At 69.3% G+C, this 24,798-nt stretch carries 19 protein-coding genes and 15 tRNA genes; 4 read left to right on the top strand and 30 right to left on the bottom strand.

Annotation, left to right across the window (positions count from 1 at the left end):
* The 5 genes from DAT35_RS58400 to DAT35_RS35290 form a co-directional block, all read right to left on the bottom strand.
* The coding region (locus tag DAT35_RS58400; RefSeq protein WP_199243087.1) for a hypothetical protein at positions 1 to 835 on the bottom strand (835 nt) is incomplete at its 3' end.
* A 127-nt stretch (positions 836 to 962) separates the two neighbouring features.
* Positions 963 to 1,883 (bottom strand): DUF2381 family protein, encoded by a 921-nt coding sequence (locus tag DAT35_RS35305; protein WP_158502042.1) that lies wholly within the window; start codon positions 1,881 to 1,883, stop codon positions 963 to 965.
* A gap of 84 nt (positions 1,884 to 1,967) precedes the next feature.
* Complete coding sequence (locus tag DAT35_RS35300) at positions 1,968 to 4,079, bottom strand: serine/threonine-protein kinase (RefSeq protein ID WP_158502041.1); 2,112 nt, start codon at positions 4,077 to 4,079, stop codon at positions 1,968 to 1,970.
* Between the two features lie 79 nt (positions 4,080 to 4,158).
* Positions 4,159 to 5,520 carry a bifunctional glutamate N-acetyltransferase/amino-acid acetyltransferase ArgJ gene (argJ, locus tag DAT35_RS35295; RefSeq protein ID WP_233261910.1) on the bottom strand — a complete coding sequence of 454 codons (1,362 nt, stop codon included), beginning with the start codon at positions 5,518 to 5,520 and terminating at the stop codon, positions 4,159 to 4,161.
* Positions 5,521 to 5,568: 48 nt separating this feature from the next.
* Complete coding sequence (locus DAT35_RS35290) at positions 5,569 to 7,962, bottom strand: PQQ-dependent sugar dehydrogenase (protein WP_108073528.1); 2,394 nt, start codon at positions 7,960 to 7,962, stop codon at positions 5,569 to 5,571.
* A gap of 320 nt (positions 7,963 to 8,282) precedes the next feature.
* Here DAT35_RS35290 and DAT35_RS35285 point away from each other — a divergent pair, with 320 nt between their 5' ends.
* Entirely contained in the window at positions 8,283 to 10,319 is a 2,037-nt protein-coding gene (locus DAT35_RS35285) for an ATP-binding protein (RefSeq protein WP_108073525.1), read from the top strand.
* Here the strand turns inward: DAT35_RS35285 and DAT35_RS35280 are convergent.
* The gene (locus DAT35_RS35280) at positions 10,316 to 11,068 is read right to left on the bottom strand and encodes a 1-acyl-sn-glycerol-3-phosphate acyltransferase (RefSeq protein ID WP_108073523.1); all 753 of its coding nucleotides are present in this window, start codon (positions 11,066 to 11,068) and stop codon (positions 10,316 to 10,318) included. The two genes, DAT35_RS35285 and DAT35_RS35280, sit on opposite strands and share 4 nt — an antisense overlap.
* Before the next feature lie 76 nt (positions 11,069 to 11,144).
* Positions 11,145 to 11,678, bottom strand: coding sequence for a hypothetical protein (locus DAT35_RS35275; RefSeq protein ID WP_146210025.1), 534 nt, complete (start codon positions 11,676 to 11,678; stop codon positions 11,145 to 11,147).
* 158 nt (positions 11,679 to 11,836) lie between these two features.
* Between DAT35_RS35275 and DAT35_RS35270 the strand changes: the two genes are divergently transcribed.
* Entirely contained in the window at positions 11,837 to 14,107 is a 2,271-nt protein-coding gene (locus DAT35_RS35270; protein ID WP_108073581.1) for a kinesin, read from the top strand.
* Positions 14,108 to 14,116: 9 nt separating this feature from the next.
* Here the strand turns inward: DAT35_RS35270 and DAT35_RS35265 are convergent, their stop codons facing one another.
* From DAT35_RS35265 to DAT35_RS35170, 23 genes are all read right to left on the bottom strand, one after another.
* Positions 14,117 to 15,232 carry an SGNH/GDSL hydrolase family protein gene (locus DAT35_RS35265; protein WP_158502040.1) on the bottom strand — a complete coding sequence of 372 codons (1,116 nt, stop codon included), beginning with the start codon at positions 15,230 to 15,232 and terminating at the stop codon, positions 14,117 to 14,119.
* A gap of 280 nt (positions 15,233 to 15,512) precedes the next feature.
* A complete protein-coding gene (locus DAT35_RS35260; RefSeq protein WP_108073517.1) occupies positions 15,513 to 18,341 on the bottom strand; it encodes an AAA family ATPase in 2,829 nt (942 codons plus the stop codon).
* Between the two features lie 136 nt (positions 18,342 to 18,477).
* On the bottom strand, positions 18,478 to 18,684 hold the full coding sequence (locus DAT35_RS35255; protein ID WP_108073515.1) for a hypothetical protein: 207 nt from the start codon (positions 18,682 to 18,684) through the stop codon (positions 18,478 to 18,480).
* Positions 18,685 to 18,832: 148 nt separating this feature from the next.
* Positions 18,833 to 19,375 carry a cytochrome C gene (locus tag DAT35_RS35250; RefSeq protein ID WP_108073513.1) on the bottom strand — a complete coding sequence of 181 codons (543 nt, stop codon included), beginning with the start codon at positions 19,373 to 19,375 and terminating at the stop codon, positions 18,833 to 18,835.
* A gap of 212 nt (positions 19,376 to 19,587) precedes the next feature.
* Positions 19,588 to 19,675, bottom strand: a tRNA-Ser gene (locus DAT35_RS59375).
* Between the two features lie 142 nt (positions 19,676 to 19,817).
* Positions 19,818 to 20,366 (bottom strand): HNH endonuclease, encoded by a 549-nt coding sequence (locus tag DAT35_RS35245; protein WP_108073511.1) that lies wholly within the window; start codon positions 20,364 to 20,366, stop codon positions 19,818 to 19,820.
* Between the two features lie 27 nt (positions 20,367 to 20,393).
* Positions 20,394 to 20,468 (bottom strand) — tRNA-Leu (locus tag DAT35_RS35240).
* Between the two features lie 113 nt (positions 20,469 to 20,581).
* Positions 20,582 to 20,655: transfer RNA gene (locus DAT35_RS35235), tRNA-Thr, on the bottom strand.
* Between the two features lie 105 nt (positions 20,656 to 20,760).
* Positions 20,761 to 20,833 (bottom strand) — tRNA-Phe (locus DAT35_RS35230).
* Positions 20,834 to 20,842: 9 nt separating this feature from the next.
* A tRNA-Met gene (locus tag DAT35_RS59370) sits at positions 20,843 to 20,914 on the bottom strand.
* A 9-nt stretch (positions 20,915 to 20,923) separates the two neighbouring features.
* A tRNA-Arg gene (locus DAT35_RS35225) sits at positions 20,924 to 20,997 on the bottom strand.
* 5 nt (positions 20,998 to 21,002) lie between these two features.
* Positions 21,003 to 21,079 (bottom strand) — tRNA-Arg (locus DAT35_RS35220).
* Positions 21,080 to 21,086: 7 nt separating this feature from the next.
* Positions 21,087 to 21,158: transfer RNA gene (locus tag DAT35_RS59365), tRNA-His, on the bottom strand.
* Between the two features lie 9 nt (positions 21,159 to 21,167).
* Positions 21,168 to 21,241, bottom strand: a tRNA-Pro gene (locus DAT35_RS35215).
* A gap of 30 nt (positions 21,242 to 21,271) precedes the next feature.
* A tRNA-Pro gene (locus DAT35_RS35210) sits at positions 21,272 to 21,347 on the bottom strand.
* A 6-nt stretch (positions 21,348 to 21,353) separates the two neighbouring features.
* Positions 21,354 to 21,425 (bottom strand) — tRNA-Asn (locus DAT35_RS35205).
* An 8-nt stretch (positions 21,426 to 21,433) separates the two neighbouring features.
* Positions 21,434 to 21,507: transfer RNA gene (locus tag DAT35_RS35200), tRNA-Gln, on the bottom strand.
* 12 nt (positions 21,508 to 21,519) lie between these two features.
* Positions 21,520 to 21,590 (bottom strand) — tRNA-Gly (locus tag DAT35_RS35195).
* A gap of 7 nt (positions 21,591 to 21,597) precedes the next feature.
* Positions 21,598 to 21,668 (bottom strand) — tRNA-Lys (locus DAT35_RS35190).
* Positions 21,669 to 21,749: 81 nt separating this feature from the next.
* Positions 21,750 to 21,831: transfer RNA gene (locus DAT35_RS35185), tRNA-Tyr, on the bottom strand.
* Positions 21,832 to 21,918: 87 nt separating this feature from the next.
* Positions 21,919 to 22,104 (bottom strand): hypothetical protein, encoded by a 186-nt coding sequence (locus DAT35_RS35180; protein ID WP_108073509.1) that lies wholly within the window; start codon positions 22,102 to 22,104, stop codon positions 21,919 to 21,921.
* Between the two features lie 94 nt (positions 22,105 to 22,198).
* Positions 22,199 to 22,756, bottom strand: a complete 558-nt coding sequence (locus DAT35_RS35175; protein ID WP_108073507.1) for a DUF4123 domain-containing protein — start codon at positions 22,754 to 22,756, stop codon at positions 22,199 to 22,201.
* A gap of 13 nt (positions 22,757 to 22,769) precedes the next feature.
* Positions 22,770 to 23,297 (bottom strand): hypothetical protein, encoded by a 528-nt coding sequence (locus tag DAT35_RS35170; RefSeq protein WP_108073505.1) that lies wholly within the window; start codon positions 23,295 to 23,297, stop codon positions 22,770 to 22,772.
* 244 nt (positions 23,298 to 23,541) lie between these two features.
* Between DAT35_RS35170 and DAT35_RS35165 the strand changes: the two genes are divergently transcribed.
* Entirely contained in the window at positions 23,542 to 23,736 is a 195-nt protein-coding gene (locus DAT35_RS35165) for a microviridin/marinostatin family tricyclic proteinase inhibitor (protein WP_108073503.1), read from the top strand.
* Positions 23,737 to 23,778: 42 nt separating this feature from the next.
* On the top strand, positions 23,779 to 24,780 hold the full coding sequence (locus DAT35_RS35160) for an MvdC/MvdD family ATP grasp protein (protein ID WP_108073501.1): 1,002 nt from the start codon (positions 23,779 to 23,781) through the stop codon (positions 24,778 to 24,780).
* Positions 24,781 to 24,798 lie beyond the last annotated feature (18 nt).

Raw genomic sequence — 24,798 nt, 5'->3', positions numbered from 1 at the left:
GCTCCACTCTCGCCGCGCCGCCAGCGGGTACCTGCACGGCGCTCAACAACTTCCTGGCCACCTCGTGGAGGGCGAGGAAGGTGTTGGCCGGGGTACCTTGTGCGCGCACCGGGAGTGTCCTGGCCTCACGAGGGCGGGCCCCCTGGTGCGTGGCGTCGTAGTCCACCGCCCAGCGCGTCTCCTCGCGCCGCAGCCTCAGCACTACCTCTCCCGCCCGCTTGCCCACGTACTCGGTGAAGACGTGGCGCAGCACCCGCGCCAGCCCCTCTGCTTCCACCGGCCGCCCCGCGCGCCCGCCGCCGCGCTCTTCCTGGTAGCCCACCTGCGTCAGCGCGCCCCCCTCCGCCCAGAAAGAGAAGGTCAGCGCCGCCCCCACTTCCTCCACCCCGCTGCACAGGCCCACCACCCGCGCTACGGCCCTGTCCGTCTCGGACTTGCGTGCCGCTTCGTCCGCCTCCGGCCCACGCCCCTCCCGCCGCGCCGCCAGCACCAGCGCCCGCGCTCTCGCCTCCTCCACTTGCCTCGCCCGCTCCCTGGCTTCCTCGTCGCGGGCGCCACCTTCCGGCACCGACTGCCTCGCCGGTGCTTTCGCCGGGGCGGGACGCTCTCCAGCATCCGCTCCGTTGTCAGATACGGGGGCGACCCTTGCGAGGACGGTGCTCCCTTCGCGCCATGGATCATCAGCGGGTGATAGGAGTAGCGCCTCCTGGTTGCTCCCCGATGACGCGCTCGTAGCGCAGCCCACCTGGAGCAGCACCACGCCCAGGCACACCACGCTCAACCAGAGCGGCCGCTGCGCACCGGCTGGACGCGGGCCAACGAGACGAGTGGACACGCCGCACCTTCCACAAACTGCGAGGCCTGGAAACCGAAGCCTCGGGATTACAGAGAGACGCGGACGAGCGCGTCAAGCCACTGAGTGGAGAGGGTGGGGGACGCGGCAGAGAGGCCGGTCCCGCCACCTATGGGAAGATCACGCCGTCCACGGAGACACTCGCGGGCTCGCCCTCCTGCCAGAGCGAGAGCGTGAAGCGGCCCCGGGCCTCCGTCTCCGCTGCCTCGGCCTCCACCACCACACGCTGCCATTCCGCGCCTGGAGCAATGGGCTCCAGCGGCCACACCCTCAACACCTTCAGACGCACGCCGCCCTCGCCCAGCAGTTCCGCGCCCGCCGCCGTCCAGGACTGGGCGGACTGGTTCGTTACCCACAGTTCCACGGCCACCACGCCGAGGGCGCGGTAGCTCGTGACACTTGTCACATTGAGGGGCTCTCCGGGGCGTTGGGTGAAGTTCTTCCGCGGTAGCAGGCGCAGAGCGGTGACGCCCTTCCTGTCCAACTGCCCGTTGGCGAGCAGGCCGGTGAGCCCGTCCGGCCTCTTCTGGGCCCGTTCCAGCTCCGCCTGGCACTGTTGGGTTTTCGCGCGCTCGGCCTCGGCTGCCCGCCAACACGTGTCCGGCATGGGTGGCTGGAGGTCCACGTTCACCTGATGCTCGGCCCGGGTGGGGTCCACCACCAGGAGGAAGTCCGCGCTCGCCGGGACCGTTCCGTCCACGAAGCGCACCCTCAGCCGCAGCCGCCTCCCCGTCCCGAGCGCGCGGGAGGGGATGAGCATGAGCGCATCCTCCAACACGGTCACCCGCGAGAAGAGCTCTTGTTCCTCTAGCTCCACCCCGGCGAGCTTCAGCTGCTCGCCAAAGAGCAGCGTGGTGAGGAAGTCCGGGCCGATGCGCAGCTCGGGCACCTGCCTCTGGTCCGCTGTGGACAGCACAACGGCGCGGCGTGTGTCGGCAACCTCACCGGATTGTGTGGAGGGCTGCGCGGCGGCGCTCACGGCCGCGAGGAGCACGAACAGTGGGAGGGCGGAGAGCGAAGGGGCGGGCATGAGACCTCTGGAGTGGTGGAGCATAGCAGGAACCTCCGACGTTGGCCCCTGCCGTTTTCCCTCCGGGTCCACGCCCACACGCCGTTACTCGAAGCGCTCCACCGCCACGACGTCCGGGTAGAGGGCGACGACCTTCGCGGTGTCCTGTCCGCCGTTGGGCAGCCGGTGAAGGCCCCGCGTGACAGCACCCTCCCAGGCGCTCCATGCCTCCAGGCAGACGGGGTACGTGTCCCCGCCGGGCCTGCGGGCCTGGGTGAAGCGGCCGTACACGTACTCCTTGCCGAAGAGGAATTTCCCCGTCAGCACGGTGCCTGCCTCCAACTGTCCCAAATGTCGCCCCAAGACGAGCTGGGCTCCCGGCCCCTCACGCACGGTGGGGAAGCCCTCGGGGGGTTCACCTCCAGGGAATTGGGAGCCGGTCTCGTCACCGGTGCGGATGCCCAGCTGCCGCATGGCTTCCAGAGCGCCGGCCGGGCACGCCTCGGGCTTGGGCGTGTCGCGCACCTGGGCGCCGGGGCAACCGGCAGCGGCCGCGCCCACGGCGGCGGTGCACAGGGCGTTGGCGACGGCGGTGCGCACCGTGCCGCGTTTCTGCTGCTGCTTCTGCGGAGTCTTCACGCGCGTGCTGTCCTCGGGGAGCATCGCGAAGGCGACGGGCGCGGGAGTGGGGGCCCACGCGGGCGCCGCGCCTCGTGCACCTTCCAGCGGACACCACGCGGGCGCCACTTCCTGGCCGGACAGCGCCCACGCCACCACCGAGGCGGGTGTGGCCGACAGCACGGGCACGGCGGCTCCCGGAGAGGGAGCGTCCCCCGGAGACGAAGCGGGCGTGGAGTACAGAAACACGGCGGAAGCCAGGGCCACCACTCCCAGCACCAGCGCGCCACCCCATACTGCGCGCACTCGCTGCGGCACTTGATCGGCCACCGCTTGCGCCACCGCCTCACCCGTCGTGAGCGGTAGGGCGGCCCCACCCTCCATCAAAGCCTCATCCACCGAGGACAGCGCCTGCGCTTCCTCCAGGAGCGGCTCGTCCCCCAGGGGCATTTGCCCGGGGCCACCGGGCTCCGTGGGCTCGGGCTTGCCGCGCCGGGGGTGCTCGCGCTCGTAGGCCGAGATGCGGCGGTTGCGCGCCATCACCCGCTCCAGTGTTTCAGCATCCACCGCCACCAGCCCACCCACCAGCCGCGTGGTGGCGTTATCCGGGGCCCACTCCTCGCACAGCGGCACCTCCCAGCCCGCGTCCGCCCCCGTGAGCGCGGCCTCCAATGCCTCGCACACCGCCTGGGCGTTCGGGTAGCGCGCCTCGGGGGCCTTCTCCAACATGCGCAGGCAGATGTCCGAGAGCGCCCGGGGCACGCGCGGGTTGCGCTCGTGCGGCGGCACCGGCGCACTGTTGAGCACCGCCTCCACCAGTTCCTCCTCCCGCCTGCCGTAGAAGGGCCAGGTGCCTGTGAGCAGCCAGTAGAGCAGCACGCCCAACGCCCACAAGTCGTCTCGCGCGCTCGCCACGTAGTCCTCGCCAGACGGCCCCTCCTTCCGGAATCGCCAGGCCTCCGGGGCGCGGTACAGCGGCGTGTTGGGCAACCGCCTCCCGGACACCTTGAGCGCCCCCGGAAACGTGCCCACCCCGTAGTCCACCAGCACCGCTTTCCCGTCCTCCCCCACCACCGCGTTGTCATCTTTGATGTCCCGGTGCACCACCCCCACCGAGTGCGCCACCTTCAACTGCGCCGCCAGCGACAGCGCCGCCCGAGCCGCCCACAGGGCCGCCGGGTTGTGGCGCTCCACGTACTTGTCCATGGGCAGCCCGGGCACGAAGTCCGTGACGATGTAGAGGAAGAGCGGCCCGACTTCCGGGTGGTGGTAGTAGTGGCCATGGCTCTCCACTACCACCAGGCGCGCGTGGTGCAGCCGCAGCAACACCTCCAACTCCCGCCAGGCCCACCGCCCCGCGTGGGGCAGGTAGAGCAGCTTCAGCGCGTACAGCTTGTCCCCGCGCCGCGCCCGGAACACGGTGCCATAGCTGCCCGCCCCCAGCCGCGCCTCCAGCAGGAAGCCGCCCACCGATTCTCCCACCCTGGGCAGGAACTCGTACTGCGCGCCTTCCCTGCCCAGCCGCTGGAGCAACCTTCGCCGCTGCCACCGGGCGATGGCCTGCCGCCGCTCCGTGGACCCCTCTGACGCTTGTTGCATGCGCGCTACCTCCCGAGTCAGGCAGCGTAGCATGACACCTGCCGTCACCGGGATGCGCGTGCGCGGGGCCCGCCTGCTCTCAGCTGCGGTAGTCCGCGTTCTCGCTGATGTACTCGTGGCTCCGGTCCGCGCCGAGCACCGTGCAGGCCGCCGGGCCCCGTCCGAGGTCCACGTCGATCTCCACCGACTGCTCATGCGGAGGGAACGTCACCGGCGGGCGGAAGGTGAGCCCGTCCGCGGGCGGCACGCTGGTGTAGAGCTCCGCGCCCTTCATGTGCGCCACCAGGGCCTTCTCCGTCTCGTTGTCGAGCCGGAAGGCGCCGTGCTCGAGGATGATCCGGCCCCCCATGCGCAGGGTGCTGTGTGACAGGTCCACCTCGGGGTGGTGCGCCCCCACGTACTTGCCAATGGCCGCCACCAGCCGGCCCACGTTCGGGTCGTTCCCGTTCACCGCGCACTGGAACAGCGGCGAGTTCACCACCGACTTGCCGATGCCCCGTGCCACCTCCTCGCTCGGTGCCCCGTGCACCCGCACGCGCATGACGTGGTGCACGCCCTCGCCGTTGCGCACGATGTCCTCGGCCAGGTCGGCGCACACCTGCTCCAGCGCGGCCTCGAACGCACCGAGGTCCGGGCAGGGCACCTTCCTCGAGGACAGCAGCGCCACCGTGTCCGAGGTGCTCGTGTCACTGTCCACGCTGATGCAGCCGAACGTCTTCGCGGCCACCGAGCGCAGCGCCGTGCGCAGGGCCTCGCGCGGCACGTCCACGTCCGTCATCAGGAAGACGAGCATGGTGGCCAGGTTGGGCTCGATCATCCCCGCCCCCTTGGCGATGCCCACGATGCTCCCGTCTCCCACCCGGACCCGGCGGACCTTGGGGTACAGGTCGGTCGTCATGATGCCCTCGGCGGCGGGCAGCACCGACCCGGCCTCGAGCGTGGACACCGCCTGGGGGACCGCCCCCACCATCGCGTCCACCGGCAGCCGCCAGCCGATGACGCCCGTCGAGCAGGGCAGCACCTGCCTGGGGTTCAGCCCCAGCGTTCCGGCTACCGCCGCGCACAGCCGCTCGGAGGCCTCGACGCCTCCGGGCGCGCACACGTTGCTCACCTTGTTGTTCACCACCACCGCGCCCAGCGTGGGCTCTCCCAGCCGGTCGCGGCCGATGAGCACCGGCGCTCCCGGGAAGGCGTTCTTCGTGAACACCGCCGCGAACGCCGGGGTCGGCTCGTCGAGCACGATGAGTGTCAGGTTCATCTTCGCCGGCTTGGCCACCTCGGCGGGCATGAACTCCAGGCGCGTGCGCCCGACGCGGAAGCCGCGCGGCAGGGTGGACTGGCTCTCCAGCCAGTTCCGGTGGGCCTCGGCGGACGGGAAGGTCAGGTGCGTGCTGGGAATGGCGGAACCTCGCGGCGATGGGAATGGCGCTTGGTGCCGCAATCCCGGGCGCGAATCAATGCCCTTGATGCCCGTCCGCCCGGTGCGCGGCTAGGGAGGCGTCGGCCGGAGCTGTTCCTGGGGGATGATCTCCTTGCGCTGGCTGGGGCTCGACCAGAGCAGCCGCGCGGTGGCCAGGCCCAGGTTCTCGTAGAACTCCATCCGGAGGCTGTAGGCGCGCCCGGCCTGGAGCGTGAGGGTGCCATGGTTCTCGGTGGTGGAGTGGATGGACCAGTCGTCGATGAGGAGCTTCCCATCCACCCAGAGGCGCACCCCGTCGTTGGTCTGCGTATAGAAGGTGTACGTCTCCGAGTACCGGGGCACCACGCTCCCGCTCCAGCGCACGGAGAAGGTGTCCTTGTCCACGCCTGGCGCCGGAGCGCCGTCATCCCAGCGGAAGTCCACGGTGGGGTCCACCCGCTCCAGTTTCAGGCTCGTGAAGTCGGGGTTGTCGAAGTACTCGGCCTGTAGGCCGCTGGAGCCCTGGCCCTGGGCCCGGAACACCGCGGTGTAGCTCGTGTCCACCGTGGGGGTGGGGATCTCATGTGTCGCGCTCCCGCCGTCCGACCAGTGGTCGAAGAGGTACGTCGTCCCATCCTTCACCTGGGGCGACACCGCTCCGAGCGCGCGCACCACGCCCACCACGCTCTCTACCTCCCACGGCGTGGTCTGGGGTTGCCCATCCAGCGTCACCTGGAGCCCCACTGGGTCCGTGTCCACGTGCAGCGTCACCGTCCGGGGGTGCACGTCCCGGAAGACCTCGTGGGTGGCCCCGCTGGAGTCCACCACCTGCAGGTGGATGCGGTACCACACGTTCGCGGATGTCTCGCCCCGGTCCGGCACGGTGAACTTCCCGCTCTTCACTCCGCTCGTGGATGGGATGAAGGGATGCAGGTGCGTATCGTGGTGGAAGTCCACGCGCCAGGTGAAGGCGCTGGCCGGCAGCGTTCCGTCCTCGGCGTCCGTGCCCGTACCCACGTAGGTGATGACGTCTCCGGCGCTGTAGAGCGTCCCCTCCGGCGGCGAGACGATCGTCGCGACGGGCGGGGTGCCGCTCTTCACGGTGAGCACGGCCTCGTTGCTCAGCACCGAGCCGTAGGCGTTGGACACGCGTACCCGGAAGCGGGCGCCCGAGTCCGTGAGCCCCACCGACGTCAGGGTGAGGCTCGGGGACGTCTGTCCCGGCAGGTTGGTGCCATTGCGCTGCCACTGGTAGCTCAGGGGCGGCGTCCCGCTGGCGCTCACCGAGAAGGTCGCGGACTGGCCGGCCAGCACCGTCAGGCTCTCGGGTTGGGTCGCGAGGGTGGGGGCCTCGCTCGGCGCCGTGTAGCGGATGCGGTGCACCTCGTCCTCCTGGCGGTCCAGGTAGTAGAGGCTTCCGTCCGGCCCGACATCGAGGTCCACCAGCGCCTGCATCCCCGTCGCGAAGACGGCCACGGTGCCATCATCCGGGTCGTACGTGCGGATCCACCCGTTGCAGTAGTCGGCGAAGAAGTAGAGTCCCGTGTACTCGGCGGGGAACTGGGCGCGCGGTGGGTTGTAGAAGGTGCCCGCGGAGATGGCGCAGCCCTTGCCGGTTCCCGAGCCGTGCCCATAGGCGAACAGCGGGGCGCGGTAGCGTGGATTCGTCGTGGGGCCCTCGGTGTCGGGCCAGCCGTAGTCGGACCCGGCGATGCCCTCGTTGATCTCCTCCCATTTGCTCTGGCCGACGTCGTTGATGAAGATGCGGCCGGTGCCTGGCTGCACGGAGAAGCTGAAGGGGTTGCGCAGTCCGATGGCCCAGATGGCGCGGTTGAGGCCCGTGGTGCGCGTGTAGAACGGATTGTCCGTGGGAATGGAGCCGTCCTTCCCCAGCCGCAGCACTTTGCCCATCAGTGTGTCGAGCCTCGGCGCGTTCGATGATTCCGCGTTGTCCCCCACGGACACGTAGAGCTTGCCGTCGAGCCCGAAATGGAGGCCCCCCCCGTTGTGGTTGGAAGCGTCCAGCGGCTCGAGCTCGAGCAGGATGCGCTCGCTGCCCGCCACGGCCTTGTTGCCGCTCGCGGTGAAGCGGCTGACGCGGTTGTGCTTCCGGGGCGTGGTCGCCGTGTAATAGACGTAGACGTAGGGCTGCTGGGGGAAGTCGGGATCAAAGGCCACGCTGAGCAGGCCCCGCTCCCCATGCGGGTCCGTCGCTACCGACAGGAAGGGCTCGGACAGCAGCGTTCCGTCCTGGATGATCCGGAGCCGGCCCTCCTGCTCGCAGACGAAGATGCGCCCGTCTGGCGCGATGGCCATGGAGGTGGCGCTGTCGAGTCCATCGACGACCGTCGTGTCCGTGAAGCGGGCGGGCACCGCCGAGGCCGCCGCCTCCTGTCGTGTCGGCGGTGGTTCCCGGGTCTCCACTTCCGCGCAGCCCCACAGCAGTAGCAGGCAGGCGAGGGCCCTGTGAGCTTCGATACGCATGGCGCACGCTCCGGTCTCTGGAATCGGGAGGAACCCCGATTCCGGGTGAAAGCGCGGCGCAAGGTGGAGCGGGTGCTTCGCGGCTGCTCAGGACGCCTGGCGCCCGGCGCCCCATGGACGTCCGGTGCTGGATGCTGCGCGCGGACAGTGGCCGCCATGCGGCAGGGGCTCTGGACCCGGAGGCAGTGGGTTCCGTTTCCCCGGAATCCCTAGCGGCCGGTGGGGCACCCGATGAAGCCGGCTGCCTGGCGGGCGGGAAGGCTTCCAGAACGTGTGGGTTTCAGCCTCCGGTACAGGGGGAGCGTTCACATCCTTGGGTCATGGCCACGCATGAGCCAACGGCCGAAGCCGATGAGCGTATCCGTCTCTGTGATTTCCTCCGGACGCAGCGCCCGCTGATCCTGGAGGAGTGGGAGCGCGCGGTGCGGCGGATTCCCTGTACCCGGCAGCTCTCGCCCCCCTGGCTGTTGGACCATCTGCCACAGTTGCTGGGGCGGGTGGCGGACATGGTGGAGGAGGTCCACACCGGCGAGCGGGGCTCGTTGGAGGAGTTGCCGGAACTCCATGCGCTGCAGCGGCTGGACGTGGAAATGGACCTGGAGCAGGTGACGAACGAGTACGCCCTGCTGCGCACGTGCGTCTTGCGGCTCTACGGCCGGTACGTGGGAAGCCGCGGAGCGGCGGACGGGGAGATGATGTTGCGGGAGGTGGAGCGCTTCAACCAGCTGTTCGACGAGGCCGTGTGCACCACCGTCTCGCGCTATGCGCGGGCGCGCGAGCGCACGTTGGTGGCGTTGGAGCGCATCTCCGAGGCAGCGCTCGGCACGGAGGACCTGGACGTCTCCCTGGAGCGGCTGCTGCGCGTGGTGCTGGAGACGACCGAGTCGGTGGACACCGCCACGCTGCTGTTGCGCGAGGGGGACCTGCTCCGGGTGCGTGCCTGGGTGGGCCTGGAGAAGGAGGTGGGCGAGGGCTTCGCTGGAAGGATTGCCGCGGAGCGGCGTCCGCTGGAGATGCGCTCGGCGGCCGCGCGGGAGCGGGGCACGCGCGCCCTCTATGGGGCACCGCTCATCGCGGGGGACGAGGTGCTGGGCGTGGCCTTCATGGGCAGCACCACCGCCTTCGAGTTCTCCAACGAGGACAAGCTCCTCTTCCGGGCGATGGTGGGCCGGGCCACGGCGCTGCTGGTGCAGACCCGGCTCGCCGCCCGCGACGAGGCGGAGCGGCTCCAACACGAGGTGGAGCAGTCCGAGACGCTCGCGCTGTTGGACTCGTTGCTGTCCACCGCGCCCATCGGCCTGTCCTTCGTGGACCGGGAGCTGCGCTACGTGCGCATCAACCGCACGCTCGCGGACGTCCATGGCATGTCCGTCGAGCAGGTGTTGGGGCGCTCCGTGCGGGAGGTGCTCTCCGAGGAGGAGGCCGGCGCCGTGGAGCCCCTGCTGCATTGGGTCTTCCAGACGGGCGAGCCCATCTGGGACACGGAGCTGACCTTCTCCTCGGCGGCGGACGAGGGCCGGCCCCACCACTTCCTGGTGAGCACCTACCCGGTGCGGGACAACCAGGGCTTGGTGCGGTGGGTGGGCGCGGTGGTGGTGGACATCTCCGAGCGCCAGCGCACCGAGGAGGAGCTGCTCCGGGCGGCGGAGTTCCGCGAGCGCTTTCTGGGCATCGTCTCGCATGACTTGCGCAACCCGCTCAACGCCATCCTCCTGTCGGCCAACGCGTTGATGTGCTCCGACGATCTGCCCTCGCGCCACCTCAAGGCCGTGCGCCGCATCGTCACGAGCGCCGAGCGCATGGCGCGGATGATCGGCGAGCTGCTGGACTTCACGCGCGGGCGGCTGGGCGGTGGCATTCCCGTCTCACCCCAGCAGATGAACCTGCGGCACCTCGTCCGGCACGTGCTGGAGGAGCTGGAGGCGGGCCACCCCGGACGCGAGCTGCGGCTGGTGGCGGCGGGTGACTTCCTCGGGGATTGGGATCCGGACCGGCTCGCCCAGGTGATTGGCAACCTGGGGAAGAACGCGCTCGACTACAGCTCCGAGGAGACCCCCGTGCGCATCACGCTGCGCGACGAGGGGGAGAGCGTCGTCCTGGAGGTGAGCAACGCCGGACTCCCCATTCCGGCCGAGCGGCTCGCCACCATCTTCGAGCCCTTCCGGAGGCTCGCGCGGGACAGTCCCCACCCGGCCTCGGGCCTGGGGCTGGGCCTCTACATCGTCGAGCAGATCGTCCGCGGGCACGGAGGCACCTGTTCCGTGCGCTCCAGCGAGGAAGAGGGCACCACCTTCATCGTGCGGCTCCCCCGGCATGCGACCCAGGCGCGAGAGGTGCACCCGGCCGGCGCGAACTAGACGGCCTGGAGCTCCGTGGCCACCTCGGCGTCGAGGCGGGACTTCTCCCGGGCCATGAGGTCGCGCACGTGGTCGCGCAGCGTGGCCACGTCGGAGAAGGCCCGCGAGTCCACCGGCTCGAGGACGCGCACCTCGCAGTGGGCCTGCCGCCTGAGCATCAGCCCGTGCTTGGGCAGGGTATCCCCCGTGCCGGTGAGCACGATGGGAATCACCGGGCAGCCCTTGGACAGGGCCAGGCGGAAGGCGCCGTCCTTGAAGGGCAGGAGCTGGTTGTCGGGCGAGCGCGTGCCCTCGGGGAAGAGGAGCACCGGGACGCCCCGGTCCAGCCAGCGCTCGCAGTCGGCCATCATCTTCGCGATGCTCTCCTTGTCCCCGCGCACCAACCCCACATAGCCGTTGAGGTACATGTTCCAGCCGAGAAGGGGCACCTTGAAGACGCTGGCCTTGGCGACCCACTTGAAGGGCCGGTAGAGGCCAAAGAGTACGAGGATGTCCCCCAGGGATTGGTGGTTGGACACCAGCACCGCGGGCCCGTGCCAGGGAAGGCGCTCGCGGCCCAGGATGCGCAGGTGCCAGCCGGGGTTCACCCAGAAGTAGAGCTGCGCCCAGCCACTGGAGAACAGGTGCAGCACCCGGCGATTGCGGTCGAAGGGCCACGTCGCCAGGAAGACGACGAGCCCCACGAAGAACAGGACGATGGAGCTCGCCAGGAGGAACAACCAGAAGAGCACCGAGTGGATCCAGCGCATGACACCTCGCCCCCGGATGGACGGAGGGCGGCATCCTCGCATGCCAGGGGATGGATGGGCGGGCGGAGTGCGCGGACTACTCGAGCTTGCCCGCGACGTTCGGCGCGCTGGGAGGAGCCGGGGGCGCCGGAGGGGCGGCCTCCTCGACCTCGAGTGGAGCGGGGGAGATGGCTCCATCCTGCGTGACGACCCACGAGTTGTAGTGCTTCTCGCTCACCTCGCGGAGCTTGCCATCCTCGTAGCAGACGACGTGCAGGACGAAGCTCTCCACCTTGATGCTGGGACGCCCGTACTGGTAGCACTCCAGGTTGCCGCGGCGCTCCTTGCTGGTGGGCTGGCCGAGGATGCCGGAGACCTGCTGGGGCGACATTCCCTTGACCACCGTGCGCAGGCCCCAGGCCGTGTCCACGCGGTAGGGGGTGGCCTCCGGCTCGAACTTCACGGTCCAGATGCCGAGCCCGATGATGAGCGCCAGCGCCGCGGGGTAGAGGAGGAGCGCGCGGCGGTTGAAGCGGGAGCGCTGCTGCTCCGTGTAGGCGCGGAAGATGGCCTTCTGCTGGGCCGGACCCACGTCGCTGGACCCCGGGTGCGTCTGCTCTAGCTGGCTCACACCCCTGACATGCCCCGCTGGGAGGCCGGATGCAAGCAGGTCGAGGCCTGGAGTGAGCAGGCAGGCGTGTGGACTGTCAGCCGGACCCGCGTTCGCTGGGGCCAGGATGTGCTCGGAAGGACGGACACCGGGCGGGGGGTTGTGCTCTCTTGCGCCGCATGTCGCGCCCGCTCGTATACCGCCGCTATGGCGGCTCGCTCCAGGTCTCCATTCCCTCGTTCGAAGTGCTCACGGAGGCGATCCGCATCCCCGAGACCCAATGGCTGGCCACCGCCTGCCCGCTCGAGGGGCTCAACTGTGACCGGCGTTTCCTGGAGTTCGTCGACGCCGACAAGAACGGGCGCATCCGGGTCGCCGAACTGCGCGCCGCCGTGGAGCACACGGCGAAGCTGCTGAAGTCCCACCAGGGCACGGACGCGGCGAGCGACGTGCTCATGTTGGACGCGCTCTCCGAGGAAGGGGCGAAGCTGCGGGACGTGGCGGGCATCCTGCTGGAGACGCTGAAGGCCCCGGAGCGGACGCGCATCTCGCTGGAGCAGGTGCGCGCCAGCGAGAAGGCCCTTCGCGAGGCGGGGCAGAACGGGGATGGCATCGTCGCTCCGGCCTTCCTGCCCGAGCCGCTGAGGCCCCTGGCGGTGAAGATGATGGCCAGCTTCCCCGAGGTGAAGAACCGCGCGGGGCAGGCGGGCGTGGACGTGCCCATGCTCCAGCGTTTCCGGGAGGAGCGGCGCGCGGTGCTGGCGCACCTGTCCGGGAAGGAGTCGGTGCTGGTGTGGGGAGGGCAGAGCGTGGAGCGTGCCCGGCGCATCCAGGAGGTGCGGCCGGTGCTGGACACGTACTTCCTGCAGTGCCGGCTGGTCGCGGCCCAACCCGAGGCGATCGCGAGTCTCAAGCTGGAGGCGGGCCGGTTGCAGGGGACGCTCGGTGATACCGAGGCGTTCGCGCGGGTGGTGTCGGAGCTGCCGGTGGCGCCTCCCGAGCCCGGGGGGGCGCTGCGCTGGTCCCGGCTGTACCGGGGCCCGGCGTTCGAGAAGCTCGATGCCTTCAAGCGGGACGTGGCCGTGCCCATCACGGGGGACATGGCGACGCTCGCGGACGCCACGTGGCGCGAGCTGTGCACGAAGGCCGATGCCATCCTGGCGTGGCAGGCGCGGCTCGACGCGAGTCCCCTGCATGGGCTGGTGGACGCGCTGGCGGCCATTCCCGAGCCGGAGCTGGATGCCCTCGAGGCGGCGAGCCGGGCGGACCTGGCGCTGAAGGACAAGCTGGACGCGGTGGACGAGCTGGAGCGGTTGATTCTCTACCAGCGGTGGCTGCTGACGTTCGCCAACAACTTCATCAGCATGCCGGACCTGTACCAGACGAAGCGGCGCGCGCTGATGGAGAAGGGGACGCTGATACTCGGGGGCCGCCGGTACAGGCTGTCGGTGCTGGTGACGAACCGCGCCGCGCATGCCGCGCTGACGGGCCAGGGCACCACCTGCACGCTCTATGTCCAGGTGCTGGCGAAGGAGGGCGGCGAGAGCTACGAGGTGGCCGTGCCCGTCACGCGGGGCCGGAGTGGCAACCTGGTGGTGGGCAAGCGGGGCGTGTTCTACGACGTGGAGGGCCGCGAGTACGACGCCGTGGTGACGCAGATCATCCGCCAGCCCGTGTCGCTGTGGGAAGCGATGACGATGCCCTTCGAGCGGATCGGCCAGTTCATCTCCAAGAAGATTGAAGGGATGGCGGCGGCCGGGGAGAAGGCGCTCGATGAGTCGCTGGAGAAGAGCTACACGCACGGCACTGGGGTCGCCACCACCGCGGTGACGGCGCCGGCCACACCGGCTCCGGCCACGCCCGCGGCATCTCCGGCACCTCCGGCACCAGCGGCGGGACCGGGAGGCTTCATCGCGGCGACAGGCATCGCGTTCGCGGCGGTGGGCACGTCGCTCGCCTTCATCGTGGCGCAGGTGAAGTCACTCACGCTCCTGGATGTCATCTCGGCGGCCATCATCGTCACCGCCGCGGTGATGCTGCCGTCGGGCCTGTTGGGATGGCTCAAGCTGCGCAAGCGCAACCTGGCGCTGCTGCTGGAGGGCTCGGGCTGGGCACTCAATGACAGGCTGAACCTCACCAGAGAGCTGGCGGCGCTCGTCACGCGGAGGCCAAGGCTGCCGAAGCACGCCACCGTGGACAGGACGGACGCGCTGCGCTCGGTCCTCGTGAAGGTGCGTGAGGACGACGAGGAGGAGCGGCGCTCGCCGGGAGTCTGGGTGGGCATCGTGCTCGCCATCCTCCTCGCGCTGCTCTGGCAGTTCCGTGAGCCGCTCGCCCGCGAGGCCTGCATGCGCCAGTGGCTGCCCGCGAGTATGTGCGATGCACTGCTGTCACCGGGTGCATCTCCGGCCACGCCTCCCGCGACGACTCCCGCGCAACCGAAGCCGTGAGGCCCGGGGTTACTTCCAGCCGAGGACCTCGCGCAGCAGGGGAATCATCTGCTCGGACACGCGCTGGTGCGTCTTGCGGCTGGGGTGCCAGGAACAGCCCAGGCCCTCGTCCTCGAGGCGGGGAGGGACTTCGACGAAGTGCACGCGGGCATCGCCGGCCTGACGAAGGGCCTCCACGACGCCGGAGATGAGGGCACGGGCGTGGGTGCGCGCGTTGAGGTCCTTGGGGTAGGCGTCGGTGATGCTGCCGCTCAGGACGCAGACGATATGGGCGCCGGGGTAGCGGCCGCGGATGTCGTCCACGAGGGCGCGGTATGCACCGCGGAAGCGCTCCTCGCCGGGATGCTCCTTCCAGAAGTCATTGGAGCCGAGCTGGATGACGACCGCGTCGGGCACCCAGGACTTGAAGTTCCAGCGGCTGTCCTCTCGATAGGGGAGGGCGCGCTCGTAGAGCCGGGGCAGGGTGGGGGTGGGGTCGTTGGAGTAATTGACGGCCACGCCCTTGCCGGAGAAGGCGATGAAGGAGGCCTCGGCACCGAGGGCCTGAGCGGTGAGGGAGGCCCAGGTGAGGGAGTTGCGCTGGGTCTCGGCGTTGAAGGTGCACAGCTCGTTCTTGCCCTCGACACCGAAGCCGGTGAGGCCCGAGTCGCCGACGAACTCGATGCGGCGCGAGAGCCCCGGAGGCGCGGGTAGCAGCCGGGCGCCCGGGTCCAGCTCGAGCCCGAGGAACTGGGTCTCTCCGACGACGGACTCGGTCTCCTTCTCCAGGCGCAGCACGTGCACACCTTCGGGGAGACCTTCGGCGACGCGGTAGAGCAGACGTCCCTCACCCACGTAGAGATCGCGGAAGGGACCCCCGTCCACGCTGAAGCGGAAGCGGTTGGGGGCGTACTCCTGGACCTTGGGCATGTCGAGCAGGCGCAGGCCGAGGGAGGTGCCGGTGAAGCGCACGGTGAGGGACGTGCCGCCCCACGAGAGCCGAGGCCCCTGCGGGTCTCCCCGGTCCACGCGGCCACTGAAGCGCAGCTCCGGGGCCTGGGGAGACACCTGGACGGGGACGGTGCGGCAGCCACCGAGCACGGTCAGAACCACCAGCGCGCCCATCCATCTCCAGGGAAATCTCATGCCCTTCATCCTAAGCCATCCGAAGCAAGCCCATTCATGGGCTGCGCCATGACCTTCAAGGCCAGCCGCTCTCCGGCCACACTTTGCATGAACTGGTTCGATGGCAGGGTTGGTCGGAACAGCGGATTGAGCCTGAGCGGCTGGAGGGCATGGCGAATGCCCTTCTCTCTGCCAAGACTGGGGGCTTCCTCGCTCGGCCGCCACTCCCTATCTGTTCTGACCAACCCTGTGGTCGGACCAGTTGCTCGAAAGTGGGCCCGGAGGGTCCGCATCGTGCGAATCAGCTCACAGCGGAGGTGGGACCCGTGGTGGGCGGACGGGAGATCCACGCGGCGATGAAGACATCCAGCTCGCCGCGCAGCACGTCCTTCACGCGCGGTGTGCCGGCACCGGTGCGCGGGTCCTCCACCCGAGCGCCCCGGCCCAGGTGGTAGCGCCGGGCCTCGTCCGCCGTGTGGCTGCCGCCCTGGCCCTTCACCACCCGTGAGGCGATGTCCTTCATCTCGCCCAGCTCGCCCGCGCCCGCCAGCGTCATCATCCGGCCCGACGTCTCGTCCCGCACCGTCACTTCCGTCTTCACCCGCGCGAGGTAGGTGCCCTCGTGCCGCTTCACCTCGCGGCCGTCCACGTCCAGGCTCACCTCGTCCTCCAGCGGACCGCCCCGGTGCACGCGCACGTAGGCTCGCTGGCGCTTCTCTTCCTCGATGCGCCGGTGCAGGCCCGCCTCGCCCGCCAGGTAGCCGTAGGCCCCGGGTCCGGCAATCCGCACCACCACCCGGAAGGGCTCCTCCGCCTCCGCCACCGCCATGGCCTCGTAGCCGCGCCGCTCCGCCCAGCCCAGGTACATGGACGCCAGCTCCTGCACCCAGGCGTCCTGCCCTTCGCCCGTCTCGCTCGCGCAGATGTCCACCAGCGCTTCGTCGCCGTGGTCCGTTGCCCCCGCGGCGCCCAGTGCCTCGGCCATCTGCACCTCGCGGGCGACGTCCTCCACCTGCTTCGCCGCGGACGCGAGCTGCGCCTCTCCCTTCGCCTCGCGCACCAGCCGCCGCGCGAAGGTAGCCCGCTCCTCCAGCCGATCCAGCTCGTTGAGCTGTGCCTCCACCTGCCGGAAGGCCCTCAGCGTCGACGCCGCGCGCTGCGGGTCGTCCCACAGGTTGGGTGCCTGGGTCTCCGCGAGCAACTCCGTGCGCCGCTCCTCCAGCCTCGGCCGGTTGGCCGACACCGACAGCGCCCGTGCCCGTCCCACGAGCCGGTCCATCTCGTTGAGCAGCGACTTCTTGTCCAACCGCCGCTTCACCGCGGACACCGACTTTTCCGTGGGCAGCGCGAGCTGTGCCGTCTCCTCGCGAGGGCGCGGCGCGAGCTCGGCCACCGCCACCACCTTGCCTCCGGGCCGGATCTCCACCCGCACCGGCGACCCCGGTGGCAGCGGCCGCCGGGCGATCTCCACTGCCAGCGCCGCGGTCAGCGTCTTCTCGATTTCACGCTGCAGGTAGCGCGCGCCGAACTGCGGCGAGTACCCCCGCTCCACGAGCAGGTCCACCACCCCTGGCGTCACCTCCACGTCCAGCCCGCGGGCGCGAATACCCTCGCGCTCGAGCACCCGGCCCACCTCGCGCTGGGCGATCTTGCGGATCTCCACCTTCGTCAGCGGCTGGAAGTGGCAGATGGCGTCGAAGCGGTTGAGGAACTCGGGGCGGAAGGCCTCGGCGATGCGCCGGTCCACCTCGGTGATGAGCTCCTCGGGGCGGCGCGAACCCATGAAGCCGATGGCTGGCTCCCGGTACACCTCGGCGCCCACGTTGGACGTGGCCACGATGACGGTGTTGTTGCAGGAGATCGTCTCTCCCGCGCCGTTCACGAAGGTGCCCTCGTCGAAGAGCTGCAGGAAGCGGTCGTGCACACTGCGCGCGGCCTTCTCGAACTCGTCGAGCAGCAGCACGGTGAACACCTTCCCCTCCAGCAGTGCCGTCAGCTCGCCGCGCTTCGTCTCGATTGCGGGAGCCCACGAGGCGCCGAAGGGCACGCTCTCGTCACCGTCGTTGGGGAAGTCCGCCATGTTGAGGCGGACGAGCCTGTCCTGCGAGCCGAAGAGGTACTCGGCCAACAGCTTGGCGAGCTGCGTCTTGCCTACGCCGGTGGGGCCGGCGAAGAGGAACACGCCCAGCGGCCGGCGCGGATCGTTCAACCCCGCCTTGAGCAGCGCCACCGAGCGCAGCACGGCCTGTACCGCGTCCGTCTGCCCGAGCAGCCGCTCGCCGAAGAAGCGCTCGGTCTCCTCCAGGTCCAACGCCATCGCGTCGTCCACGACGAAGCGCGGCAGCCGGGTGGTGGCGCAGAAGCGGGTGAGGACGTCCTCGGGGCCCACGCGGTCCTTGGCTCCGCCCGCGGCCTCCGCGGCCGTCTCCTTGAGCAGCTCGATCGCCTTGCGCGGCAGCCTCTGGGCGAGCAGGAACTTGGAGGCCAGCCGCAGCGTCAGGTCGCACGCCGCCGGGTCGATGGGCAGGTGCAGCTCGCGCTCCAGCTCCTCGGCCACGCGGCCCAATATCCACCGGGCCCGCTCGGCGGGAGGCTCGTGGAGGGGCACGAGGTGGAGGCGCTCGGAGAAGGCCTCATCCGCGCGCAGCAGCTCCTGCACGCGCTTGGGCTCGGTCTCGAAGATGAAGCGGATGCCTCCGGTGCGCAGGGCGCGGAAGGCCACGGGAGCCAGCGGCCCGCCGATGACCGCAGGCAGATCTCGAATGTAGACGATGGGGCAGGGGTGCCTGCTGAGCCAGGCCAGTAGCTCCTCGAAGGTCTCCGCCGCCTGGCGCTGGGTGCTGCGCGCCAGGATGTTGGCGACGGACACCTCCACCATGCGTGCGTTGGCCAGCTCCGCGTCCACGCGGCCTTCGATGATGCGGCGCGCGACCTCCTGCACCAGGGCGGACTTGCCCACGCCCGGGTCTCCGGAGAGCAGCGGGTGCTTGCCTCCACGCGACAGGAGGCCGAGCACCTCCATCACGGGCCCGTCCACTCCATGCGCGGCCGTGAGTTTCCCCTCCCGCGCCAGCGCGGTCAGGTCTCGGTCGATGAGCCGCTCGTTGTCCTCGCTCTTCCTGGTGGCCATGGTCGGGAACGCCTCGCCGGGCGCGGGGGCACTCTAACTTGCTGAAACGCAGTGGTGGACCCCGACCCTTCCGGGCCGGAGCCTTTGCGCCCCGGATTGCGGGGATTGGCGCCCGCCATGGTCACCGGAACCCGGATCAGCACTCCGCGGCCGGGTGCCCCCAGGGGTTGGAGGCCGGGGTCTGCCGCAGCAGGGCCTCCAGCTTCCGGGCCCGGGCGCTGGCGTTCTCACGGCTCGGGGCTGGCGGAACGGGGAGCCGGGCCGTCGCGCTCAGGCGGGCCGCCTGGTGCGCGAGGAGCTGCTTCACCTCCGGAGACCAACGGCCGAACTCGAGCCACTCCATGTGCGTCCTCCGCGTTGAGGGTTGTGTGCAACGCGCATCCAATCGCCCGGTGTGCATGTGGGTTCATTACGCCCCGCGTCAGCGGGCGGAGGATCTGGTGGATTCCGAACTTTCCCGGATTCACATGACCGTCACACGACGTTCGCCCTCAGGGGGCGGGCTCGGCGTGGGGGATGGCACGCAGGTACTCGTAGATGGCGCGCAGCTCGCGGTCGCTCATGTTCTTGTAGATGGGCCACGGCATCACCTGGAGGATGCCGCCGTCCTCCTCCTTGCCGGTGCGCATGAGGCTCTCGAACTCCGTGAAGTCCACACCGGCCGGATTGCCGGAGGCATCCGGGGTGATGTTGGGCGAGACGATGCCGGGCCCGAAGGACATGCCTCCGGCGAGGAAGTGGTCCGAGTTGATCTTCTCCGGCTGTCCCAGGAAGGGATTGCCTCCCTCGGCGAAGGGTGGGTTGGTGTGGCAGTCATTGCAGGCGGCCTGCGCGTTGACGATGTAGCTGCCCAGGCCCACCAGGTCGCGGTCCTTGCCCTCCAGGTTGAGGGAGACGGGAGAGAGGGTGAACCCCTTCTCGATGCGCTCCCGCTCCGAGTCCTGGCCGTCCCCGTCTTCAGCCGCGCAGCCCCACAGGGGCGCGGTGAGCACGAGGCCGAGCACCCTCCAGCGTCCGAGCTTCGAGTCACGCATACGTGTGTCCTTCCCTCTCCCGGCATGGACGGACCGGGGGGTGGACACTAGGTGCGGGGGTGCACGGGGCTTACCCGTCCAGCGGTCACATGGCACCGTCGGGAAGCGGGCAGCGGGAAACGGAAGGAGGAGGACTCGAACCCCAGACCGGAAGCCGGTCCGCACCCGGTAGCAACGGGGCCTGGCGCCATCGCCAGTTCACATTTCCAGAGCGGAAGGCAAGGGACTCGAACCCCGAGCGCGTGACAGCGCCCGCACCGCTTTCGAGGCGGGCCGCCGGGCCTCCGGCGTCGACCTTCCAGATGTGCCGGCAGCAGCACCCGCCTGCCGGCGCGCGGGGCGTACGGGCCGGAGGAAGCCTCTGGCCTCCTCCGTCTGCACCCGCTCCCTCTCAGGAGCAGGGCCGGGGAGCCACCTCTGGCGGCTCCCCTGTACCCGCCGCTCACTCATCCGACTCCAGCTCCGTGTGCCAGTACGCGACGTCACGGAGGAACTTCTTCCACGACACGGGCATGCCCTTGTCGTAGGCGAAGGTCAGCTGCACCGCGCCCGGGAGCTTCCGGGGCTTCGCCGGAGCGGAGAGCAGCTTCATCCCCGCCTGCACGGGCGTGCGCCCCCCCTTCTTCTGGTTGCAGGGCACGCAGGCGATCACGATGTTCTCCCAGGTGGTGCGGCCACCCTGGGCCCGGGGCACGACGTGGTCGTACGTGGCCTCGGGGCGCGACACCTTCCGGCCGCAGTACTGGCACTTGCAGCCATCGCGCATGTACACGTTGTCGCGGCTGAACTTGATGCCGCGTCCCTTGCGCCGCTCGCCGCGCAGGAAGCGGATGACAGAGGGCATGCGGATCTCCAGGGTGACGGAGCGGACGAGGCGGTCGTCATACTCCTCGACCACCTCGACCTTCCCCTGCCACAGCAGCATCATCGCGCGCTGCCAGGAAATCCGTGCCACGGGCTCATACGACTGGTTGAGGACCAGCGTCTCCATGACTCGGGGTGTCCTTCATTGGGGAGATGTCCGCGGCGAGAGTCGAACTCGCACGTGAGCTGGGTTTGAGCCAGCCGCCTCTCCCAATTGGGCCACGCGGACGGGTTGGGGAGTCTGTTGCAGTACACGCCCTGGGGATCGAACCCAGCAGACCTGGTGTGTGGGACCAGTGCCGTCTCCAGCTGGCTCGGCGTGCAAAGGGAAGGTGAGAGGAGTGCCCCCGGTCGGGCTCGAACCGACGACCCCCGGCTTACGAAACCGGTGCTGCTACCAACTGAGCTACAGGGGCAGGAGACAGGCCGCCGAGGAGTTGAACCCCGCCCGCCCGGATTTGGAGTCCAGGCTGCTCCCGGAGCGCGGCCTATGAGAGCGAAGGTGTTGCGAGTGCTGCGAGTGCCGACCCCAGGAATCGAACCTGGTCCTCCCATTTTTCAAACGGGCGCGCGGACCACCTACGCCAGGACGGCATGAAGGAGTTGCGGAGCAGGGAGTCGAACCCTGCGGCCCAGGCTTATGAGGCCCGGTGGGACGCCCGGTCCCACTCCGCATCGAAACTGTGCCCCCGGCAGGAATTGAACCTGCGGCCTCACGGTTCGGAACCGTGCGCTCTGCTCCCCTGAGCTACGGAGGCGAAAATGGTGGCTCCGGCAGGAATCGAACCTGCGGCCTCTCGGTTCGCAACCGAGTGCTCTCATCCCCTGAGCTACGGAGCCATACAAGGTCGGCTGGAGGGACTCGAACCCTCTGGAACCGGATTCACAGACCGGTGGCTCACCCTTTGCCTTCAGCCAACATGACACATCTGGGTGACAGGATTTGAACCTGCGGCCTCGCGGACCCGAACCGCGCGCTCCACCAAGTTGAGCTACACCCAGGAAAGACAACCACGACATTCACAGACAGAGTCGGGATGGCCGGATTCGAACCGACGGCCTCGTGCACCCCAAGCACGCGCTCTCGTCCAGGCTGAGCTACATCCCGATGAAGCTCCACAGGAGGGATTCGAACCCCCAACCTGGCGGTTAACAGCCGCCTGCTCTTCCATTGAGCTACTGTGGAATGTGTTGCTCCGGGAGCAGGATTCGAACCTGCATCTGCGGGGTCAGAGCCCGCCATCCTCGGCCTGTTGGACGATCCCGGAATGAATAGATGAAGCGGGCGGCGGGATTCGAACCCGTGTTTCCGGCTTGGGAGACCGGTGTCCTGCCGCTGGACGACGCCCGCGTGTGAGTACCTCCGGAGGGACTCGAACCCTCGCCGCCCGCTTAAGAGGCGGGTGCTCTACCTGTGAGCTACGGAGGCGTGTGCCGCCCCGCGTGCAGGCGGACGGCGCTTCACCACTGCGATTCAGTTGTCAGAGAGCCGCATTCGGCGCACTGCGAGTGGGGACGCTGGGAGTCGAACCCAGCGGGCCAATGGCTCCGGCTCTACAGGCCGGCGCGTCTCCGTAACGCTCTACGTCCCCAGATGGGTGAGGCTGGAAATGCGAGAGGCCGGGACCCTTTCGGGAACCCGGCCTCCATCGCGCCGCCTCACGTCTGGAGGCGGAGCATCAGAAGAGGCCCGGGTGTGGGCGCCAGTCGAAGGTTCCGCGGAAGCCGCGCTTCACGACGGGAGACTGGCGATACCGCAACTGCGAGGTGGGAGCCGGCGAGGCACTGATGCGCACGGAGGCGAAACCGGCATGGCTGTGGGGATACTTCGGATTCATCGTGCTCGGCTTCATCGTCGTCAGCATCGTCACCGCTCCTTTCCCTGAGAAGAGACGCCGCGCCTGGAGAATCCTGACGCGGTATTTTCTGGTGTTTTTTCCCAGCGGTTTCCTGGTGTTCTCAGGCCACCGGGTGGACCGTCACTTCCAGGGGCGACAACTGCTGCGCGGCCGCGCGCATGGCGTACTGCACCAGGCTTGCTCCATCCTCGCCCTCGGCGAAGAAGCTCCGCACTGGTCCGAACATCTGCTGGACTTCCTGCGCGGTGCAGGTGGGCAGGTACACCCGGAGGACGCGCGGGTCGTAGTACCGGAAGAAGAGCTCCTTCCCCTGCTCGGTGCGCACCAGCAACAGCGACTGGAGGTGCTTGCGGACGGCTTCCCTGTCGCCGGTCGCCTGCAGGTACACCCCCCAGCTCTTGCTCCAGGAGTGCTCGGCCAGCCAGGGGGTAAAGGGGGACGAGCGCCTGAGCCTCACCAGGTAGGGGGCCGCGCGGCTCAGCTCCGCGGGCATCACCCCGGAGAAGAGGCAGTCCACCTCCAAATCCGTGTCCTGAAGGGTGGGGATGATGGACTCGTCCCGGGCGGAATCCAGGAGGACATACACATCCAGGAGGTTGCGCGCCTTGGGCGGCGGCCACACGCACTGGAGGATCTTCTCGACATGCGAAGGGGGCATGGGGCGCTACCGGTCAGGTCGTGATGCCGCGTTTGATGTTGTCGCACACCTCGCAGAACGGGGTTCCGTCCTGGGATGCGGAAGTCAGGCAGTTGTCCTGCGCCTCCACGTTGACGCTGCGCACCGGAGTGGCCTGGGCCGCACGGGGTTCCTGCACCAGCATCGCCGCATCGACGACGTCCGAGGGAACGGTGGGTCCCGGTTTCACCAGGGAGCCCAACCCGGGCAACTTCGGCGCACGGCGGAACGCGACGAGCCGGCCTGACTGGAACACCTCGGCGAGCAGCCGCTTGAGCTGCCGGCCCTCCTCGAAGGGCGACAGCGTCGCGGGCACCATCCGGTCCACCGCTCCGAGCATCTCGCGAAGGGTGGTGGAGGAGTACCTCAGCCACGCGTCGAATTGTCTCTGGAGTTGCTCGGCGGGGACCACCAGGTCCACTTCGTCCTCTTCCAGCTCGAGCTCCCGGATGACCTCGTATTCATCCGACGAGCCCTTGAGACGCCAGGAACGTCGGTGAGCGGGTGGGGTGGTGGGCATCATCGCTCCATGAGATTGCGGCGGGTTCTGTACGCGGCCGCAGCATACCGGGAACCCCGCGAACACACCGAGCCAAGACGCACTCCGCGTGATGATTGGGGCGGCGCTTTGCGCAATGGATAGACTGATATTTCAGTGTAGACGGTTTGGCTTGCCTCCCTGCTTAGCCGACTTCCATAGTGGCTGCGGTTGCGAGTGCAACCGCCTGGCTGGGTCAGGCTCGCTAAACATCTACTTGGAGGCTGGGATGAAGAAGGACATGAAGAAGCCGTTCTTCGCGCGTTTGCTGGAGGAGCAGGAGCTGGAGCAGGTGTCGGGCGGTATTGCGCAGACGACCCTGAAGTACCCCTCCGACTCTGATGAGTCGACGGCCTCCGTCGTCAACCCTCCCGAGCAGACCCAGAAGTTCCCCTCTGACGGGGACGAGGCCGAGGGCATCTAACAACCCACGGCGCGTGATTCTCGCAGTGCGTCATTTCGCATCATGCCCCCCGCCCGCGACATCGTCCTGCTGCTGACCCACAGTGGAGACCACTACACGGTCGACCGCGTGGCTCAGGAACTGTCCGGGCGGGGGGTTCGTCCGTTGCGCGTCAACACGGATGGTTTTCCCTCGGAACTGGAGCTGACGTCGGCGCTGGGAGGCGAAGGGGGCGAGGTGCTCCTGCGCACAGCGGCCGGTGATGTGCGCGGAGAGGATGTCCGGTCGGTGTGGCTGCGCCGCGTGGTGCCGCCACGGCTCGATGAGTCGCTGGAGCCAGGCTGGCGCGACAGCTGCGTGCGGGAGTCGAGGGCGGCGCTCGAGGGCGTGCTCGACGGGCTGGCGGCGGCGGGCTGCCGGTTCATCAACCCGCTCGGAGCGGATGCGGTGGCCGGCAACAAGCCGCGCCAGCTGCGCGTGGCCCGTGAGGTGGGTCTGGAGGTGCCCCGGACGTTGGTGACCAACGACGCGGCCCGGGTCCGCTCCTTCTTCGCGCAGGTGCATGGCCACATGGTGGCCAAGATGCTCACCCCTCTCACCCAGTCCATGTCGGGGGGACAGCCCTTCGTGTACACGAGTGCGATCGGTCCCGAGCACCTCGAGGAGCTCGAGGAGGGGTTGCGCTACAGCCCCATGGTGTTCCAGGAGCGCATCGACAAGGCGCGTGAGCTCCGGGTGGCCGTGGTGGGCGGGCGCTGTCTGGTGGGTGCCATCAATGCCACGGGCTCGTCGGCGGGGCAGGTGGACTGGCGGCGCACCCGGCCGGACGAGTGCCAGTGGACTCCGGGCGAGCTGCCGGAGGATGTGGCGGCCCGCCTGGTGCGCCTGGTGGCGGCGCTGGGCCTGGTGTACGGCGCCGCGGATTTCATTGTCACACCCGAGGGACGGCACGTCTTCCTCGAGGTCAATCCCGGGGGCGAGTGGGGCATGCTCGAGCGAGATCTCGGCCTGCCCATCGCCGCCGCCCTGGCCGACGCGCTCGCGTCCCAGGGTGGTACTCCCTGACGGGGCACACGCAGGAGC

It is taken from the genome of Vitiosangium sp. GDMCC 1.1324 (genome assembly GCF_003044305.1).
GTDB lineage: Bacteria > Myxococcota > Myxococcia > Myxococcales > Myxococcaceae > Archangium.
Note: the sequence above shows the minus strand (reverse complement) of the source record. Positions and strands in the feature narration are given on the sequence as shown.

Bases quoted from the DNA above. Each gene is read 5' to 3' on its own strand.
- DAT35_RS35305 (WP_158502042.1), bottom strand. From the start codon at position 1,883: ATGCCCGCCCCTTCGCTCTCCGCCCTCCCACTGTTCGTGCTCCTCGCG.
- DAT35_RS35180 (WP_108073509.1), bottom strand. From the start codon at position 22,104: ATGCTGACGACGATGAAGCCGAGCACGATGAATCCGAAGTATCCCCAC.
- DAT35_RS35255 (WP_108073515.1), bottom strand. From the start codon at position 18,684: ATGGAGTGGCTCGAGTTCGGCCGTTGGTCTCCGGAGGTGAAGCAGCTC.
- DAT35_RS35265 (WP_158502040.1), bottom strand. From the start codon at position 15,232: ATGAGATTTCCCTGGAGATGGATGGGCGCGCTGGTGGTTCTGACCGTG.
- DAT35_RS35300 (WP_158502041.1), bottom strand. From the start codon at position 4,079: ATGCAACAAGCGTCAGAGGGGTCCACGGAGCGGCGGCAGGCCATCGCC.
- DAT35_RS35250 (WP_108073513.1), bottom strand. From the start codon at position 19,375: ATGCGTGACTCGAAGCTCGGACGCTGGAGGGTGCTCGGCCTCGTGCTC.
- DAT35_RS35170 (WP_108073505.1), bottom strand. From the start codon at position 23,297: ATGATGCCCACCACCCCACCCGCTCACCGACGTTCCTGGCGTCTCAAG.
- DAT35_RS35290 (WP_108073528.1), bottom strand. From the start codon at position 7,962: ATGCGTATCGAAGCTCACAGGGCCCTCGCCTGCCTGCTACTGCTGTGG.
- DAT35_RS35270 (WP_108073581.1), top strand. From the start codon at position 11,837: ATGTCGCGCCCGCTCGTATACCGCCGCTATGGCGGCTCGCTCCAGGTC.
- DAT35_RS35245 (WP_108073511.1), bottom strand. From the start codon at position 20,366: ATGGAGACGCTGGTCCTCAACCAGTCGTATGAGCCCGTGGCACGGATT.
- DAT35_RS35260 (WP_108073517.1), bottom strand. From the start codon at position 18,341: ATGGCCACCAGGAAGAGCGAGGACAACGAGCGGCTCATCGACCGAGAC.
- DAT35_RS35280 (WP_108073523.1), bottom strand. From the start codon at position 11,068: ATGCGCTGGATCCACTCGGTGCTCTTCTGGTTGTTCCTCCTGGCGAGC.
- DAT35_RS35175 (WP_108073507.1), bottom strand. From the start codon at position 22,756: ATGCCCCCTTCGCATGTCGAGAAGATCCTCCAGTGCGTGTGGCCGCCG.
- DAT35_RS35285 (WP_108073525.1), top strand. From the start codon at position 8,283: ATGGCCACGCATGAGCCAACGGCCGAAGCCGATGAGCGTATCCGTCTC.
- DAT35_RS35165 (WP_108073503.1), top strand. From the start codon at position 23,542: ATGAAGAAGGACATGAAGAAGCCGTTCTTCGCGCGTTTGCTGGAGGAG.
- DAT35_RS35160 (WP_108073501.1), top strand. From the start codon at position 23,779: ATGCCCCCCGCCCGCGACATCGTCCTGCTGCTGACCCACAGTGGAGAC.